Here is a 16523-nt window from a genome sequence, read left to right as displayed (position 1 = left end):
CGCTCAACGCGCCCCCGCCCTCCCGGCCGTGCCATCCGCCGCGGTGTCAGCCGGTGCCCTCCGCGTCGCCGCCGTCGAGGATGCCGGTGACGGCCTCGGCGAGCCGGCCGAGGTGCGGCGGCTTCATCACGCCGAAGTGGTCGCCGGGGATCCGGTGCAGCGTCACGTCCTCGGTGAGCCGCTGCCAGCGGGCGAGGTAGTCGGGGAACGACTGCCCGGAGGCCACCTCGTGCTCACCGTCGGCCAGTTCGTCGCTGGCGATCAGGTGCAGCCGGCCCGCGTACGGGCGGTGCCGGTAGGCCAGGCACATCTCCATGACCTCGCGCCACATCTTCGCGGAGGGCAGCCAGACCTCGCCGGCGCCGTGCTCGGGCAGCGTTATCCCCACCTCCGGGTCGACGTCGTCCACCAGGTGTTCGAGCAGAGCCAGGGCCTCCGCACGCAGCGCCGCGGTGTCCTGCTCGGGCGGCGCGGCAGCCAGCTCCGTCAGCTTCGCCACACAGCTCTCGATCAGCCAGTACTCCCGCCACAGCTCGATCCGCTCGTGGTTGTCCAGCCCCGGATCGAGCAGGATGAAGGTGACCTCCTCGCCCTCGGCCGTGAGCCGGTGCGCCATCTCGCTCGCGATGCCGCTGCCGCCGCACCAGCCGAACAACCGGTACGGGCCGTGCGGTGTCTCGGCCCGCAACTCGGCCAGGTAGCGCTCCGCCATCCGTTCGGTCGAGGGGACGGGGCCGTGCTCGGCCTGCAGGCCGGGCCAGGCGAAGGCCGCGACCGGCTGGTCGGGGTCGAGGTACCGCACCAGCGGGCGGTACCAGTGGGCGCTGCCGCCCCCGGGGTGCACGCAGAACAGCGGCGGCCGGGTGCCCTCGCGCCGCAGCCAGACCAGTGACCGGGCCGCCGGTGCGCCGGCCTCGGCGGCCGCGGCGAGCCCGGCCACGGTGGGGTGCTCCAGGAACGAACGGACGGTCAGCTCGATGCCGTGCCGCTCGCGCAGCAGGGCGATGATCCGCAGGACGGCCAGCGAGTGCCCGCCGAGGACGTGGAAGTCGTCGTCGGCACCGACCCTCTCCACGCCGAGCACCTCGCCCCAGACCTCGGCCACGGCCCGCTCGGCGGGTGTGCGCGGGGGCGTGTGCGCCGACGTCGCGGCGGGCCCGGCGGGCATGGGCAGCGCGGCCCGGTCGATCTTCCCGTTGGCGGTGAGCGGGAGTGCGGCCAGCTCCGCCCACGCGCCGGGCACCAGGTAGTCGGGCACCTGCCGCCGGAGTTGCTCGCGCAGCGTCGCGACGTCCAGCGGACCGTGCCCTGCTTCAAGGACGACATAGCCGACCAGCCGCTTGTGGCCGTCCGGTCCCGGATGTACGGCGGCCGCCGCCGCCCGGACGGACGGGAGGCCGCCGAGCGCGGCCTCCACCTCGGCCGGCTCCACCCGGTGACCGCGGATCTTCACCTGGCGGTCGCGCCGGCCGATGAAGGAGAGCGTGCCGTCGGCGTCGCGGCGGGTGATGTCCCCGGTCCGGTAGAGGCGCGCCCCGGGGACGGTCCCGGCGGGATCCGGCACGAAGCGGTCCGCGGTCAGGTCGGGGCGGCCCAGGTAGCCGCGGGCGAGGCCGGGGCCGCCGACCAGGAGTTCGCCGGGCACCCCCGTCGGCACCGGGTCCAGGTCCTCGTCGACCACCAGTACCCGGGTGTCGGTGATCGGCGTGCCGATCGGCACCCCGCGGTCGGCGTCGGCCTCGGTCACCCCGCGCAGCGCGGTGCTGAAGGTGGTGCACTCCGTGGGGCCGTAGCCGTTGGTCAGCGCCACGCCGTGCGCCAGGGCGTCGCGCACGTGCGAGGGCGAGAGCGCGTCGCCGCCGGCGAGCACCTGCCGTACGTCGGCCAGCACCTCCGGGCAGGTCTCCACCATGTGCTGGAACAGGCCGGCGGTGAGCCACAGCACCGTCACGCCGTGCCGGCGGACCACCTCGGCCAGCTCGTCGGCCGTGGTCGCGCCCGGCGGGCAGACGGCGAGCCGGGCGCCGTTGGCCAGCGCTCCCCACACCTCCAGCGTGGACGCGTCGAAGGCGAGCGGGGCGTGCAGCAGCAGCACCTGGTCCGGGTCGAGGTCGGCGTAGTTCGCGTCGTGCACCAGCCGGACGATCCCCCGGTGCGTGACCTGCACGCCCTTGGGCCGGCCGGTGGATCCCGAGGTGTAGGTGACGTACGCCAGGTTGTCGGGGACCGTGCCCGCCTCGACGGGGGTCTCGGGCAGTCCGTCGAGGACGGCCGATGCGGCGTCCAGAGGGACGCTGCGGAGTCCGGCGAACCCGGCCAGGCGGGCGGTGTCCTGCGGGCGGCACAGGACCACCCCGGCACCGACGTCGTCCAGGACGTAGCGGATGCGCGCGTCCGGGTAGCCGGGGTCGAGCGGCACGTAGTACCCGCCGGCCTTGAGGACGGCGAGCATGGCCACCACCGCCTCGATGCCACGGTCCAGGCAGAGCGCGACCGGCTTCTCCGGGCCGGTGCCGAGCCCGCGCAGCAGGTGGGCCAGCTGGTTGGAACGGGCGTCCAGTTCCCGGTAGGTCATTCGCCGCCGCCCGTCCTCCAGCGCGGTCGCCGTCGGGCGACGCGGGTGGCGAGCAGCTCGGGCACGCAGACCTCGGGCAGCGGGCAGGTGGTGGTCGGCGTCTCGTCCGCCCGGTCGAGGCCGGGCGCGCGGAAGCCACGCGGGTCCGCGTCGGCGTCGTCGGCCATCGCGGTGAGGACGGCCAGGAAGGCGTCGCCGATCGCCGCCAGCCGCTCCTGGCCGGCCCAGCCGGGCCGGCAGGTCATGCGCAGCTCGCCGGGGAAGGTCCACACGTCGAAGGTGAACTCGTTCGGGCTGTGGTCGTCGACCGTGCCGATGTCCGCGCGCCGCTCGTCGAGCACGTGGAAGTCGAGGTAGGCGAAGACCACCTCGACGAGCGGTTCGCCGCCGCCCCATGCGCGCTGCATCGCGGGCAACGGATAGCGCCGGTGCGGCCACAGGGCCAGCTCCTCGGCGAACACCGACCGCACCAGCTCGCGCCAGCTCGGCGCCCGCAGGTCGACGGCGAACGGCACCGTGTTGAGGTACATGCCGCGCACCCGGTCGCCGCCCGGCAGTTCGGGCCGGCCGTTGGTGACGGCGCCGGCGAAGAACCGGTGCTGGCCGCTGATCAGGCCCAGCACCTTCAGGTGAGCGGTGTACAGGACGCTCTTGAGTGACGTCCGGGTGTCGGCGGCGAGCCTGCGCAGCCGCGGCTCCAGGTGCGACCAGGGCAGCCGTACCTCGGGGGCCGGCGAGTCCCTCTCGGCTAAGGCGCTGTCGGCGGCAGCCGGAGCCGCTCGTGGCCGGTGATCCGCTCCTGCCAGAACTCCCGGTCCGCCGGCGAGGCCAGGGCCTGCTTCTCGAGCCGGACGAAGTCGGCGTAGCGGACCCGCGGCGGGGGGCGCGGTCGGGGCCGCGGTGCCTCGGGACAGTTCGCGGTAGAGGGTTCGCAGCTCGCCGATGACCGAGTGGTGGCTCCAGCCGTCCAGGATGGCGTGGCACTCGACGTGCGTCAGCAGCCACTCCCGGTCGCCCACCAGGTGGGCGTGGTAGCGCAGAAGCGGGGCGCGGCCGACGTCGAACGGGGTGCGCTGGGCCTCGGCGCGGAAGTCCCGCACCCGCGCCCGCTGCTCCTCGGTCGGCAGGCCGCGCAGGTCGGTGACGCCGACCTCCGCCTCCAGGCCGTCCGCGGCGTGCACGAGCTGGAGCGGTTCGGAGTACCCGGTGAGGTCGAAGGAGGTGCGGAGGATCTCGTGCCGCTCGATCAGCAGGCGTACCGCGCCGGTGAACGCCTCTGCGGAGAACGGGCCGTCGTCCAGGATCTGGAAGGTGCTGACGTTCTGGTAGGTGTTGCGCTCGGGGTCGGCGAGCATCTCGTAGACCATGCCCGCCTGGACCTCGCCCATGGGGTAGGCGTCGACGAGCCGCTCCGGGAGCCGGTCCCGGTCGCCGGGGGCCAGCAGTTCGAAACGGCCGGCCAGGGTGGTCTCCTGCGGCTCGGCCGCCGGTCCGGCTGCCGCCAGCGGGGCCAGCTCGGCGACGGTCTGCCGGGCGAAGACGTCCTGCACGGTGAGGGTCAGCCCCTGGTCGCGCAGTGCTCCGACGGCCCGGATGGCGCGCATGGAGTCCCCGCCGAGCTGGAAGAAGCCGTCGTGCACCCCGACCTTGTCGACGCCGAGGGCCGTGGCGAAGGCGTCGGCGAGGGTCCGCTCGATCGCCGTGCCCGGGGCGGTGAACTCGCCGACCAGGTCCGAGCGCGTCCGGTCGGGTGCCGGCAGCGCCGTACGGTCGGTCTTGCCGCTGGGCGTCAGGGGCAGCGTCTCCAACAGGGTCCAGTGCACGGGCCGCATGTGTTCCGGGAGCCGTCCGCGCAGGTGCTCGCGGGCCGCCTCGACGTCGGCCGAGGGCGGCACCAGGTATCCCACGAGCTGTTCGTCGTGCACGGCGACGGCCGCGGCGGCGACGCCGGGGGCCTCGGTCAGCACCGCCTCGATCTCGCCGAGTTCGACCCGCTGGCCGCGGATCTTCACCTGGTGGTCGAGCCGGCCGAGGTACTCGATCGCGCCGTCCGCGCGGTACCGGGCCAGGTCGCCGGTGCGGTACAGCCGCCCGCCGGGCTCGGTGGCGAAGGGGTCGGGTACGAAGCGGTCGGCGGTGAGCGTCGGACGGTTCAGGTAGCCGCGGGCCAGCTGGACGCCGCCGAGCAGGAGTTCGCCGGGCACCCCGATCGGCACCGGCCGCAGGGAGGCGTCCAGGATGTAGGTGCGGGTGTTGGCGATCGGGCGGCCGATGGTGACGGGCAGGCCCGGCTCGCACCGGGTCGCGGTGACGTCCACGGCGGCCTCGGTCGGTCCGTACAGGTTGTGCAGCTCGCAGCCGATCCGCTCGTGCACGGCGGTGACCAGGTCGGCGGGGAGCGCCTCACCGCTGCACACCATGCGGCGCAGCGAGGGCAGGGCCGGCAGCGGCTCGGCGAGGAAGGCCCGCAGCATCGACGGTACGAAGTGGACGGTGGTGATCGCCTCGGTGCCGATCAGCTCGGCCAGGTGGGCCGGGTCGCGGTGGCCGCCGGGGCGGGCGAGCACCAGCGTCGCGCCGGTGCTCAGCGGCCAGAAGAACTCCCACACCGAGACGTCGAAGCCGTAGGGCGTCTTCTGCAGCACCCGGTCGTCGGCGCCGAGCCCGTAGGCCTCCTGCATCCAGTGCAGCCGGTTGACGATGGCGCGGTGCTCGATCAGTACGCCCTTGGGGCGGCCGGTGGAGCCCGACGTGTAGATCAGGTACGCCGGGTGTTCGGGGGCCGCCGCGACGAGCGGGTCGTGGGCACGGCCGCGGGGCGGGTCGGCGGTGATGTCGACCAGGTGCGGCGCGCGGTCGCGCACCAGGGGGGCGAGTCGGGGGTCGGTGACCACGGCCAGGGCGCCGGAGTCCTCCAGCATGAAGGCGAGCCGGTCGGCCGGGTAGTCCGGGTCGAGCGGCAGGTAGGCGCCGCCTGCCTTGAGCACCGCCAGCAGCGCCACCACGAGGTCGGTGCCCCGGTGCAGGCAGACGCCGACCACGGACTCGGGTCCGACGCCGAGCGTCCGCAGGTGGCGGGCGAGCAGGTCGGCCCGCTCGTCCAGGTCCCGGTAGCTGAGGGCGGCGCCCTCGAAGCGCACCGCGTCGGCGTCGGGGGTGCGGGCCGCCTGGGTCTCGAACAGCAGCGGGAGGGTGCCGGCCGGGTAGTCCCGGCCGGTCGCGTTCCAGTCGACGAGCTGACGGTGGCGCTCCGCCGCGGGCAGGATCTCCAGTTCGTCCACCGGGGTGTCGGGCGAGACGGTCGCGCTCTCCAGCAGGTGGGTGAACTGCGCGGCGAACCGCTCGGCCGTCGCCGGATCGAACAGCGCCGAGGCGTAGTTGACGCCGCCGGACAGCGAGCCGTCCGACTGCTCGGTGAGGCCCACGGTGAGGTCGAACTTGGCGGTGCTCTCGCCCACCGGCAGCCGCTCGGCCGTCAGGGGGCCCATCGCCGCCGGCGCCGGCGAGCCGGCCGCGTCCTGCCACAGCAGCATGGAGGAGAACAGTGGCGTGCGGGACGGGTCCCGCTCCGGTGCCAGCTCCTCGACGAGCCGCTCGAAGGGAATCTCCTGGTGGGCGTAGGCGTCGAGGGCGCGTTCGCGGACCTGCCGCACCAGGTCCGCGAAGACGGCGCCCCGGACAGGTCGACCCGCAGCACCAGCGTGTTGAGGAAGAGGCCGACCAGGTCCTCGAGTTGTGAGCGGTCGCGCCCTGCCACCGGGAAGCCCACGGCGACGTCGCGCCGGCCGCTCCAGCGGCCGAGCAGGACGGCGTGCGCGGCCAGCAGCGCCATGAAGGGGGTGGCGCCGTGCTCGCGCGCGAGCGTGGTCAGCCGCCGGGCGGTGTCGGCCGGCACGGCGAGCGGCGCCACCCCGCCCGCCGAGTCGCGTACGGCGGGACGGGGGGCGGTCGGTGGGCAGCTCCAGGGGCGGCAGGCCGGCCAGGCGTTCGCGCCAGTGGTCCAGCGGGCGGCGCAGCGCCGCGCCGGAGAGCCGTTCGCGCTGCCAGAGCGCGAAGTCGGCGTACTGCACGGGTGGTTCCGGCGAGCGGGTCGGCCGCCCGGCGACCGCGTCCTCGTAGCGTTCCGCGAGTTCGCGGACCAGGACGTCCTCGGACCGCCCGTCGCAGGCGATGTGGTGGACGGTGAGCAGGAGGGCGTGCTCCTGTGGTGCCAGCCGGGCCAGCACGGTGGAGAACACCGGGCCCTCGGCGAGGTCGACCGGCCTGCGCGCGCCGGTGGCCAGGGCGGCGATCCGGGCGTCCGCGGCCGTCCGGTCGAGGGCGCCGAGGTCCTCCTCGTCGAGGGGGACGCTCCCCGGCTCGTCGACGATCTGCACGGGCTCTCCGTCGACCACCGGGTAGCGGGTCCGCAGCACCTCGTGCCGGTGGAGGATGCCGTCCAGCGCGGTGCGCAGCGCGGCCCGGTCGAGCGGGCCGCGCAGCCTGAGCGCCACGGTCATCAGGTACTCGGTGCCGCCGGGCTGGAGCCGGTCGAGGATCCACAGGCGGCGCTGGGCGAAGGAGAGCGGGAGCGGGCCGCCGCGCGGGGCGCGGCCGATGCCCTCCGCCGGGGCGGGGGCGGCCCGCCCGGCGAGGCGCCGGCGGAGCAGTTCCTGCCGCAGTTGCGCGCGGTCCCTGGTGTCGGTCATCGCAGGCCTTCCTCGGCGAGCAGGCCCGCCACTTCCTGGTCGGAGAGCGCGGCGACGTCGGCCTCCACGGCCTCGGACACCGCCTCGGAGAGCCGGGCCACGGTGGTGGCCTCGAACAGCAGGCGCAGGGGCAGCTCGACGGCGAACGTCTCGCGGAGCCGGGCCAGTACCCGGGTGGCCAGCAGCGAGTGCCCGCCCAGGGCGAAGAAGTCGTCCTGGGCGCCGATCCGCTCCAGGCCCAGGACCTCGGACCAGATCGCGGCGACGGCCTGCTCGGCGGGGTCTCGCGGGGCGAGGTGCTCGCGGGCGCCGCCGGCCAGTGCGGCCGAGGCGTCCGGCAGGGCGTTGCGGTCGATCTTCTTGCTGGCCGTCAGCGGGAACGCGTCGAGCGGCACCCATACGGAGGGGATCATGTACTCGGGCAGGAGCGCGCCCAGGTGTCCGCGCAGTTCGGCCACGCCGGGCATCGGGCTGTCGGGGCGCGCCACCAGGTAGGCGGCGAGCCGGCGTTCGCCCGGGGCGGTCCGCGGGGCGGTGACCACCGCCTCCTGGAGGGCGGGGTGCCGGGCGAGCGCCGCCTCGATCTCGCCGAGTTCGATGCGCAGGCCGCGGACCTTGACCTGGTGGTCGATCCGGCCGAGGAACTCGATGGTGCCGTCCGGCCGGTGGCGGGTCAGGTCGCCGGTGCGGTAGAGGCGCCGGCCGGGCTCGGTGGCGAAGGGGTCGGGGACGAACCGCTCCGCGGTGAGGTCCGGTCGCCGGTGGTAGCCGCGGGCCAGCCGGACGCGCCGAGGTACAGCTCGCCGGGGACTCCGACGGGGACGGGCCGCAGGTCCGCGTCGAGGATGTAGGCCCGGGTGCCGGGGACGGGCCGGCCGAGCGGCAGGGCGCCCGCCGCGTCGCCCTCCGCGGGGGTCTCGGGGACGGGATGCAGCAGGCAGGTGACGGTGGCCTCGGTCGGCCCGTAGTTGCACAGGAAGCGGGCGGGCAGGCCGGTTTCGGTCCAGCGCCGCGCGTCCAGGCCGGTGACCACGTCGCTGCCGACGTTCATCAGCTTCAGTGAGTCCAGCAGGGACAGGTGGGGCGACTCCAGGACGGCCCGGTAGTAGGACGGGGTGATCTCCAGGACGGTGACGCCGTGCTCGGCGAGCCGGGCGGGCAGTTCGTCCGGGGTCCAGAACACCGGGTCGGCCACGACGACGGTGGCGCCGGCCACCAGGGTCGCCGCGATCTGGTCCATCGCCACGTCGAAGGTGAGCGCGGACAGCAGTGCCACCCGTTCGCCGGGGGCGATCCCGTACGCGTCGGCGATCACCCGGCAGTGGTGGGCGTACGCACGGTGTTCGATCATCACGCCCTTGGGCCGGCCGGTCGAGCCGGAGGTGTAGATGACGTAGGCGAGGTTGTGCGGCCGGGTCGGGACGGGCGCCGGGCCGTCGGGTGCCGTGCCGGGTTCGTCCCGGGCGTCGGCGTCGATGTCGGCGTCGGCGTCGGCGTCGGCCAGGACCACCCGGTGGGCGCCGGTCAGCCGGTCGGCGAACGCGCGGGTGGTGACCACGAGTTCCGGGCCGGCGTCGGCGAGCATCAGCTGCAGCCGCTCGGCGGGGTGCCCGGGGTCGAACGGCACGTACACGCCGCCGGCCCTCAGCACGGCGAGCAGCACCACCACCGCCTCCACGCCGCGCTCCAGGCAGGAGCCGACGATCGTCTCGGCGGTGACCCCGAGGGAACGCAGGTGGGCGGCGAACCGGGCGGAGCGGGCGTCGAGTTCGGCGTAGCTGACCTGCTGGTCGCCGAAGACCACGGCGATCGCGTCGGGGGCCCGCCTGACCTGCCGGGCGAACAGCTCCGGTACGCACAGTCCGTGTTCCTCGGCCGGGTCGAGCACGGTGGTCCGTTCGGACCCGGGGTCGGCCCAGGCGGTCAGGGCGCGGTGCCGCTCGTCCCCGGTGAGCATGTCGAGGTCGCCGATCCGCGCGCCGGGGGCGGCCGTGACGCCGGCGATCAGGGTCAGGTAGTGGCCCGCCATCCGCTCGACGGTCTCCCGGTCGAAGAGCGCGGTCGCGTACTCGAACCAGCAGTACATGCGCCCGCCGCGCTCCTTGACGGTCACGGTGAGGTCGAACTTGGCGGTCTCCAGTCCGGCGCGGACCGGCTCCACGGAGACCGCGCCGAGCCGGTCGGGGACGCCTGCCAGATGCTGGTGTTCGAACATGATCTGGAACAGCGGGTTGCGGGAGAGGTCCCGCTCCGGCTGCAGGGCGTCGACCAGGTGCTCGAACGGCACGTCCTGGTGCGCGAAGGCGTCGAGCACCGTGCCGCGGACCTGATCCAGCAGCTCGCCGAAGACCGGGTTGCCGCCGAGGTCGCTGCGGATCACCAGGTTGTTGGTGAAGAACCCGACCATGTCCTCCGTCTCCTGGCGGGTCCGTCCGGCGACCGGGGTCCCCACCGCGAGGTCGTCGCGGCCGGTCCAGCGCCGCAGCAGCACCTGGAACGCGGCGAGCATCACCATGAACGGGGTCGCGCCGTGTCGGCCGGCCAGTTCGGCGACGGCCCGGGCCACCTCCGGCGGCACCTCGACGACGATGTTGTCGCCCCGGGCGTCGCGGACGGCCGAGCGGACCCGGTCCGTGGGCAGCTCCACGGGCGTGAGGCCGTCCAGGCGGTCACGCCAGTAGGCGAGCTGGTGGTCCAGCCGGCCGGCCCGCTGCTGCTCGCGCTGCCACACCGCGAAGTCGGCGTAGCGCACCGGCTGCGGGGCGTGCGGCGACGGCTCGCCCGCGGCGAAGGCCCGGTAGGAGAGGTCGAGGTCGCGCAGGTAGACGTTGGTCGACCAGGCGTCGAAGGCGATGTGGTGCAGGGTCAGGACCAGGAGGTGGTCCTCGGGGCCGGTGCGGATCAGGCTCGCCCGCAGCGGGTGCCCGTGTTCGAGGTCGAACGGTTGACGGGCCAGTCCGTCGACCAGGGCCCGGGCCCGGTGCTCGGCGTCGGGCGCGCCGGTCAGATCGGTCAGGGTGAAGTCCACCGGCCCGGCGGGGTCGACGACCTGGACCGGCTCGCCACCCTCGGAGCGGTACCTGGTCCGCAGTACCTCGTGCCGTTCGGACAGCGCGTCCAGCGCGTGGCGCAGCGCCCCGGTCTCGAGCGGTCCGGTCAGCCGCAGCGCCAGCGGGACGACGTACTCGTACGTCCCGGGCTCCAGCTGGTCGAGGAACCACATCCGCTGCTGGCCGAACGAGAGCGGCAGCGGGCGGTCCCGGCCCGCCGGCCGGACGGCGTCCGGATCGGCGTCGGGATCGCCGTCCAGGGCGGTCCGCGAGCCGGCGCCGGCCTCGGTGACCCGGGCGGCCAGCGCGGCCACCGTCCGCGCCTGGAACAGCTCGCCGACGGTCAGTTCGCTGCCGAAGGCGCGCCGCAGCCGCAGCACGAGCCTGATCGCGAGCAGGGAGTGGCCGCCCAGCAGGAAGAAGTCGTCGTGCGCGCCGACCCGCTCGACGCCGAGGATCTCGGCCATCAGCTCGGCGACGGTCTCCTCGGCCGCGGTGCGCGGGGCCTGCCGGGCCTCCGCGGCGGGCCGGTCCGGTTCGGTGGCGGCCGGCAGCCGGCGGCGGTCCACCTTCCCGTTCGGCGTGAGCGGCAGCTCGGCGAGTCCGACGAAGGCGGACGGCAGCATCGCCTCCGGCAGCGCGGCGGCCAGGTGGACGCGCAGCGCCTCCGGATCGATCCGCTCCCCCGCGGCGGGCACCGCGTACGCGGTCAGCCGCGCGTCGCCCGCGGCGGACCGGTGCACGGCCACCGCGGCGGCGGCCACCGACGGGTGGGCCGCCAGCAGGACCTCGATCTCCCCGGGCTCGATCCGCACTCCGCCGATCTTGACCTGGTCGTCGACGCGTCCCACGTACTCCAGCGCGCCGTCCGCCCGGCGCCGCACCAGGTCTCCGGTGCGGTACCGGCGCGCGCCGGGCACGGTCGCGTCCGGGTCGGGGACGAACCGGTCCGCGGTGAGGTCGCCCCGGCCCGCGTACCCGCGGGCGAGCCCGATGCCGCCGACGTACAGCTCACCGGTCACCCCGACGGGCACCGGCAGGCCCTCGGCGTCCACCACGTAGGTGCGCACATTGGGCAGCGGCAGGCCGATCGGCACCAGGTCGCCGGGCTCGTCCGGGTCGAAGTGCCAGGCGGTGGAGTCCACGGCGCACTCGGTGGGGCCGTAGGTGTTGACCACCTCGGCGTCGAGGGCGCGGCGCAGCCGGTCGGCCAGTTCGGCGGGCAGCGGCTCGCCCGCCGAGCACAGAAGGCGCAGTGCGGCGCAGTCGGCCAGGGCCGGCTCCTCCAGCAGCAGGCGCAGCATCGAGGGCACGCCCTGCAGCACGGTGACCCGGTGGTCGACCACGGCACGGACCATCACCGCCGGGTCGCGGTGGGCGTCCCGCGGGCCCGTCACCACCGCGGCCCCGCACACCAACGGGGAGAGGAACTCCCACACGGCGGCGTCGAAACCGATGGTGGTCCTCTGCAGCACCCGGTCGCCGGGGCCGAGGCCGAAGCGCTCCACCGACCAGAGCACGCGGTTGCGGATCGCGGCTTCCGGTACGACGACGCCCTTGGGCCGGCCGGTCGAACCGGAGGTGTACATCACGTAGGCGGCCTGCGTGCCGACCCCGCCCGCCGGTTCGAGGAGCGGGGCCTCCTCGTCCTCCCCCGGCCGGACCGCGTCGAGCACGAGAGTGTTCGGGTGGGCCGGCAGCCGCCCGGAAAGCGCCTCCTCGGTGACCAGCAGGGTCACTTCGGCGTCGGTGACCAGGTGGGCCAGCCGCTCCGCGGGGTGTTCCGGCGCCAGCGGCACGTACACCCCGCCCGCGGTGAGCACCGCGAGGACGGTGGCGACCAGGTCGGTCCCGCGGTGCAGCGCGACGCCCACCGCGCTCTCCGGGCCGACGCCGCGCGAGCGCAGCAGTCCGGCCAGACGCCGCACCCGGTCGGCCAGCTCGGCGTAGCCGGTCACCCGCTCGCCGGACACCACGCCACCGCTTCCGGGGTGGCCAGGGCCTGGGCGAAGAACAGTTCGGCGAGCGACTGCCGCGGACGCTCGGTCCCGGTGCGGTTCCAGCGCTCGAAGGCCGCCAGCTCCGTGACGGGGACGGTCTCCAGTGCGTGCGCGGGGAGGTCCGGGTGCTCGGCGATGCTCGTCAGCAGCCGCAGCAGGCTCGCCGCCATCCGCTCGATCCGCGCGCGGTCGAACAGCGCGGTGGGGAAGATCAGCCGGGCCGCCATCGAGCCGTCCGGGAGTTCGGACAGGTGCAGCGACAGGTCGAAGGCGGAGTGGTCGGTGGCCGGCTCGACCTTCGCGACGTCGAGTCCGGGCAGCCGCAGTGGGCGGCGCTCGGCGTTGTGCAGCGCGAAGCCGACCTGGAACACCGGGTTGCGGGAAGGGTCCCGCTCGGGCGCGAGATCGGCCACCACCCAGCCGAACGGCACGTCCTGGTGCTCGTATGCGTCGAGGGTGGTCTCCCGGACCCGCGCCAGCAGGTCGAGGAACGAGCAGCGGCCCGACAGGTCGGTGCGCATCACGACGGTGTTGAGGAAGAGGCCGACCAGTGGCTCCAGTTCGACCTCGTTGCGGTCCGAGACCGACACGCCGACGGCCACGTCGGTCCGGCCGGACCAGCGCGCGAGCAGCAGCTGGAACGCGGCCAGGTGCACCATGAACGGGGTCGCGCCCGCGTCCCGGCCGACCACCGCCAGCCGCCCGGCCAGCTCCGCCGGCACCGTGAACGCGACGCTGTCCCCGGCCGGGTCCCACTGCGCGGGGCGCCGGCGGTCGGCGGGCAGCTCCAGCGGCTCCAGGCCCGCCAGCCGCTCCCGCCAGTAGCCGCGCCGCCGCCCGGCCCGCTCGGGCGCGGCAGCCCAGGTGTCGCGCTGCCACTGCGCGAAGTCCGCGTACTGCACGGGTACCGGTTCGAGCTGCGACGGCCGGCCCGCCGCGAACGCGGTGCACAGCTCGTGCAGTTCCCGGGCGAGGACGCCCCAGGACCAGCCGTCGAAGGCGATGTGATGGACCGTCACGAGCAGGGCGGCGTCCTCCTCGGCGAACCGGACCAGGGTCAGCCGCCAGGGCGCCCGGTCACGGAGGTCGATCGGCGTGCGCAGCTCGGCCGCGTGGAGTTCGCGCACGCGCGCCTCACGGTCCGCCGGCGCCGTGCCGGTCAGGTCCACCCGGGCGAGCCGCACGGGACCGGGCTCGTCCACGAACTGCGCCCCGGCGCCTGTGGCGGTGCCGTAGCGGGTACGCAGTACCTCGTGCCGCGCCGAGATCTCGGTGAAGGCCGCCTCCAGCACCCGCGTGTCGAGCGGGCCGCGGATACGGAACGCCTCGCACATCAGGTACTCGGTGGAGGCACCGGAGCGGAGCTGGTCGAGGAACCACAGCTGTTCCTGGGCGAACGAGAGCGGGAGGCCGCTGTCATCGGCGGACATCGGTCACCTCCGCGAACGCGGCGGACCGCGCGGCCGCCGAAAAGGGCTCGGCCATCGCCACGGCGATCCGGCGCGGCCCGGTGAACGGCTCGCGGGCGTGCGCCGACAGCATGTTGTCCACGAGGAGCACGTCGTCCCGCCGCCAGTCGAAGCGCCGCTGCTCGGCGCGGTAGCAGGACCGCAGGTGGGCGACGACCTCGTCCGGGATCGGCCGGCCGTCGCCGTAGTAGGTGTTGGTCGGCAGTCGCGCGTCGTCGTACATCTCCCGCAGCGCGCCGCACACCTCCTCGGCCAGCGTGGTCACGTGGAAGAAGGTGAGGTGGTTGAACCAGACCGTCTCCCCGGTCACCGGGTGGCGGTGCACCGCCCGGCGGCGCGCGCGGGTCCGCAGGCCGTCCGCGGTCCACTCGGTCTCGACGCCGTTGCGGGCGCAGTACGCCTCGACCTCGCCGCGGTCGTCCGTGCCGAAGGCCTGCTGCCACGGCACGCCGAAACCGTCGGAGAAGTTGCGCACGACCATCCAGCCCCGGGCGGCGAACTCCTCCCGGACGGACGGGTCGATCGCCCGGTACACCCGGCGGGTGTCGGCGAGCGGCGTGGCGCCCAGGGTGTCCGGCGGCTGCACACAGTGGAAGAACAGGGTCAGCGGCCAGTCCGCCTGGTAGGAGTTCTCGTTGTGGAGGAAGATCTCCTCGTCCGGCGGATAGTCGGTCGAGGTGTACACCTGCCCCTTGATGGTGCTGCGTGGCGAGGACCGCTCCGCGTAGGGCAGCGGCGCGCCGGACACCGCCCGCACCGCGGCCTCGAAGCCGTCCACACCGCCGACGTCGAAACCGCGCAGCAGTACCGCGCCGTGTTCGAGCAGCCGGCCGCGGACGAGCGGCCGGGCGGCCGACAGGTACTCGGACAGGGGCGTGCCGGGGGACTCGGCCGACAGTGTCAGGGGCAGGGCGGAACTCGCGTCGCGCTCCTGGGCGCGGTCGGCCGGCGCGGTCCGGACGGAGGGGTTCGCAGTCATGCGCCTCAGCGTCGCCGCCGGGCCGTCGCCGCTCCGAGAGAACAACCGGCAGTCACGTCGGCAGCGTCGGCGCCGCGGTGACTGCGCCTCCTTCTCTGGGACCGGCAGGGGCGGTTGCGGCAGGCTCTCCGGCGCCGCCCCCCGTCACGTGAGGTTCGTGACGCGGCAGTTCACCCGAGGGAGGGCCCGCAGTGGCCGAGGAAGACATCGACGAGCGTACGTACCGCGTCGTCCTCAACGACGAGGAGCAGTACTCCGTCTGGCTCGCCGACCGCGAGCTGCCGCTCGGCTGGCACGCCGAGGGCACCGAGGGGACCCGGGCCGAGTGCCTGGCCCACATCGGCACCGTCTGGACCGACATGCGACCGCTCAGTCTGCGCCGGCAGATGGGGCAGGCGGCGCGCGTCTAGCGTCCGGCCCGAGCCGGACTGGGAGTGTGACAGATGACGAGCCCCGACACGAGGGCGTCGGCGGACCCGCGGCCGCCGGACCCGCCGGACGCGGCCACCGACGATCCGGTGGTCCCGCTGCATCGCAACCGCGACTTCCTGCTGCTGTGGGGCGGCTCGGCGGTCTCCCAGCTCGGCTCGACCGCCACCACCATCGCCTACCCGCTGCTGGTCTTGGCCATCACCGGCTCGCCGTTCGCCGCCGGGCTGGCGGGATTCGTGACACTGCTGCCCGCGCTGCTGCTCCCGCTGCCGGCCGGCGCCCTGGTGGACCGCTGGCCGCGCCGACGGTTGATGATCTGGTGCGACGCACTGCGCGCGCTCGGCGCGGCGACCATCGCGGTCGCGTCCGCCCTCGACGTCCTGGGCCTGCCGCTGGTGCTGGCCGTGGGCTTCGCCGAGGGCGCGCTCACGGTGTTCCACGGGCTCGCCGCGCACGCGGCCGTCCCGAACGTCGTACCGCCGAGCCAGCTCTCGCTGGCCCTGTCCCGCAACGAGGCGCGGGGGCGGGCCGCCGTGATGCTCGGGACACCGCTCGGCGGCATGCTGTTCGGTCTCGGCCGGGCCGTCCCGTTCCTGGCCGACGCGCTGACCTATCTGGTCTCGCTGACCGGACTGCTGTTCATCCGCAAGGAGTTCGAGGCCAAGCGGTCCGCCCGCACCGGCAGCATGCGCGAGCAGGTCCACGAAGGCCTGAGGTGGCTGTGGCGACAGCCCTTCCTGCGCACCACCACCCTGCTGGTGGCCGGCAGCAACCTGATGTTCCGGGCGCTGTTCCTGGTCGCCATCGTGCTGGCCACCGACATCGGCGCGTCCTCGACGGGGGTGGGCCTGATGGTCGGCTTCGCGGGGGCCGGGGGCGTCCTCGGCTCGCTGGCAGCGCCGTGGTTCGCCCGCCGGGTCGGACTGGCACCCTGGTGATCGGGGCGAACTGGGCCTGGACGGTGCTGATGGCCGTGATCGCCCTCAGCCGCGACCCGTTCACGCTCACCGCCGCCTACGCCGCGATGTGGTTCGTCGGACCCCTGTGGAACGTGGCGCTCGGCAGCTACCAACTGAGCATCACCCCGGACCCGTTGCGCGGCCGGGTGCTCGCGGCCACGAGCACCCTGTCCAACGGGGCACTGCCGGTCGGCTCGCTGCTCGGCGGCCTGCTGCTCGACTCGGCCGGCGCGCGGACCGCCGCGCTGGCCCTCGCGGGCTGGATGGTCGTGATCGCCGGCGCCGCCTCCCTCGCCCGCTCCGTACGCGCCGCGCCCGGCCCACCGGCGCGGTGCCCGCCGGCCCCGGGCCCGGCCGCGGCTCCGCCGCCC

General features: G+C 74.8%; 7 protein-coding genes and 5 pseudogenes. 3 read left to right on the top strand and 9 right to left on the bottom strand.

Features of this window, described 5'->3' with window-relative positions:
* Window positions 1-46: 46 nt before the first annotated feature.
* From BM536_RS43640 to BM536_RS37855, 9 genes and pseudogenes are all read right to left on the bottom strand, one after another.
* Window positions 47-2575, bottom strand: a complete 2529-nt coding sequence (locus BM536_RS43640; RefSeq protein ID WP_245874001.1) for an amino acid adenylation domain-containing protein — start codon at window positions 2573-2575, stop codon at window positions 47-49.
* Window positions 2572-6228 carry a non-ribosomal peptide synthetase gene (locus BM536_RS43635; RefSeq protein WP_281258626.1) on the bottom strand — a complete coding sequence of 1219 codons (3657 nt, stop codon included), beginning with the start codon at window positions 6226-6228 and terminating at the stop codon, window positions 2572-2574. The genes BM536_RS43640 and BM536_RS43635 overlap by 4 nt, the downstream gene beginning before the upstream one ends.
* An 80-nt stretch (window positions 6229-6308) precedes the next feature.
* Window positions 6309-6470 (bottom strand): annotated as a pseudogene (locus BM536_RS44135) (condensation domain-containing protein); the annotation flags it as partial.
* Window positions 6471-6594: 124 nt separating this feature from the next.
* Window positions 6595-7263: pseudogene (locus tag BM536_RS44130) on the bottom strand (condensation domain-containing protein); the annotation flags it as partial.
* On the bottom strand, window positions 7260-7805 hold the full coding sequence (locus tag BM536_RS43630) for a phosphopantetheine-binding protein (protein ID WP_245874002.1): 546 nt from the start codon (window positions 7803-7805) through the stop codon (window positions 7260-7262). The pseudogene BM536_RS44130 and the gene BM536_RS43630, both read right to left, overlap by 4 nt.
* 131 nt (window positions 7806-7936) lie before the next feature.
* Window positions 7937-9046: pseudogene (locus tag BM536_RS45145) on the bottom strand (AMP-binding protein); the annotation flags it as partial.
* Between the two features lie 213 nt (window positions 9047-9259).
* Window positions 9260-12241 (bottom strand): annotated as a pseudogene (locus BM536_RS37860) (amino acid adenylation domain-containing protein); the annotation flags it as partial.
* Window positions 12242-12267: 26 nt separating this feature from the next.
* Complete coding sequence (locus BM536_RS43625; protein WP_245874000.1) at window positions 12268-13743, bottom strand: condensation domain-containing protein; 1476 nt, start codon at window positions 13741-13743, stop codon at window positions 12268-12270.
* A complete protein-coding gene (locus BM536_RS37855; RefSeq protein WP_073497707.1) occupies window positions 13730-14761 on the bottom strand; it encodes a TauD/TfdA family dioxygenase in 1032 nt (343 codons plus the stop codon). The genes BM536_RS43625 and BM536_RS37855 overlap by 14 nt, the downstream gene beginning before the upstream one ends.
* A gap of 191 nt (window positions 14762-14952) precedes the next feature.
* Here BM536_RS37855 and BM536_RS37850 point away from each other — a divergent pair, with 191 nt between their 5' ends.
* The 3 genes and pseudogenes from BM536_RS37850 to BM536_RS43620 all read left to right on the top strand — a co-directional run.
* Window positions 14953-15171 carry an MbtH family protein gene (locus BM536_RS37850; RefSeq protein WP_073497709.1) on the top strand — a complete coding sequence of 73 codons (219 nt, stop codon included), beginning with the start codon at window positions 14953-14955 and terminating at the stop codon, window positions 15169-15171.
* Window positions 15172-15204: 33 nt separating this feature from the next.
* A complete protein-coding gene (locus tag BM536_RS37845) occupies window positions 15205-16131 on the top strand; it encodes an MFS transporter (RefSeq protein ID WP_245873999.1) in 927 nt (308 codons plus the stop codon).
* Window positions 16128-16523, top strand: a pseudogene (locus BM536_RS43620) (MFS transporter); the annotation flags it as partial. The gene BM536_RS37845 and the pseudogene BM536_RS43620, both read left to right, overlap by 4 nt.

This window comes from Streptomyces phaeoluteigriseus, from assembly GCF_001896135.2.
Taxonomy (GTDB): domain Bacteria; phylum Actinomycetota; class Actinomycetes; order Streptomycetales; family Streptomycetaceae; genus Streptomyces; species Streptomyces phaeoluteigriseus.
Note: the sequence above shows the minus strand (reverse complement) of the source record. Positions and strands in the feature narration are given on the sequence as shown.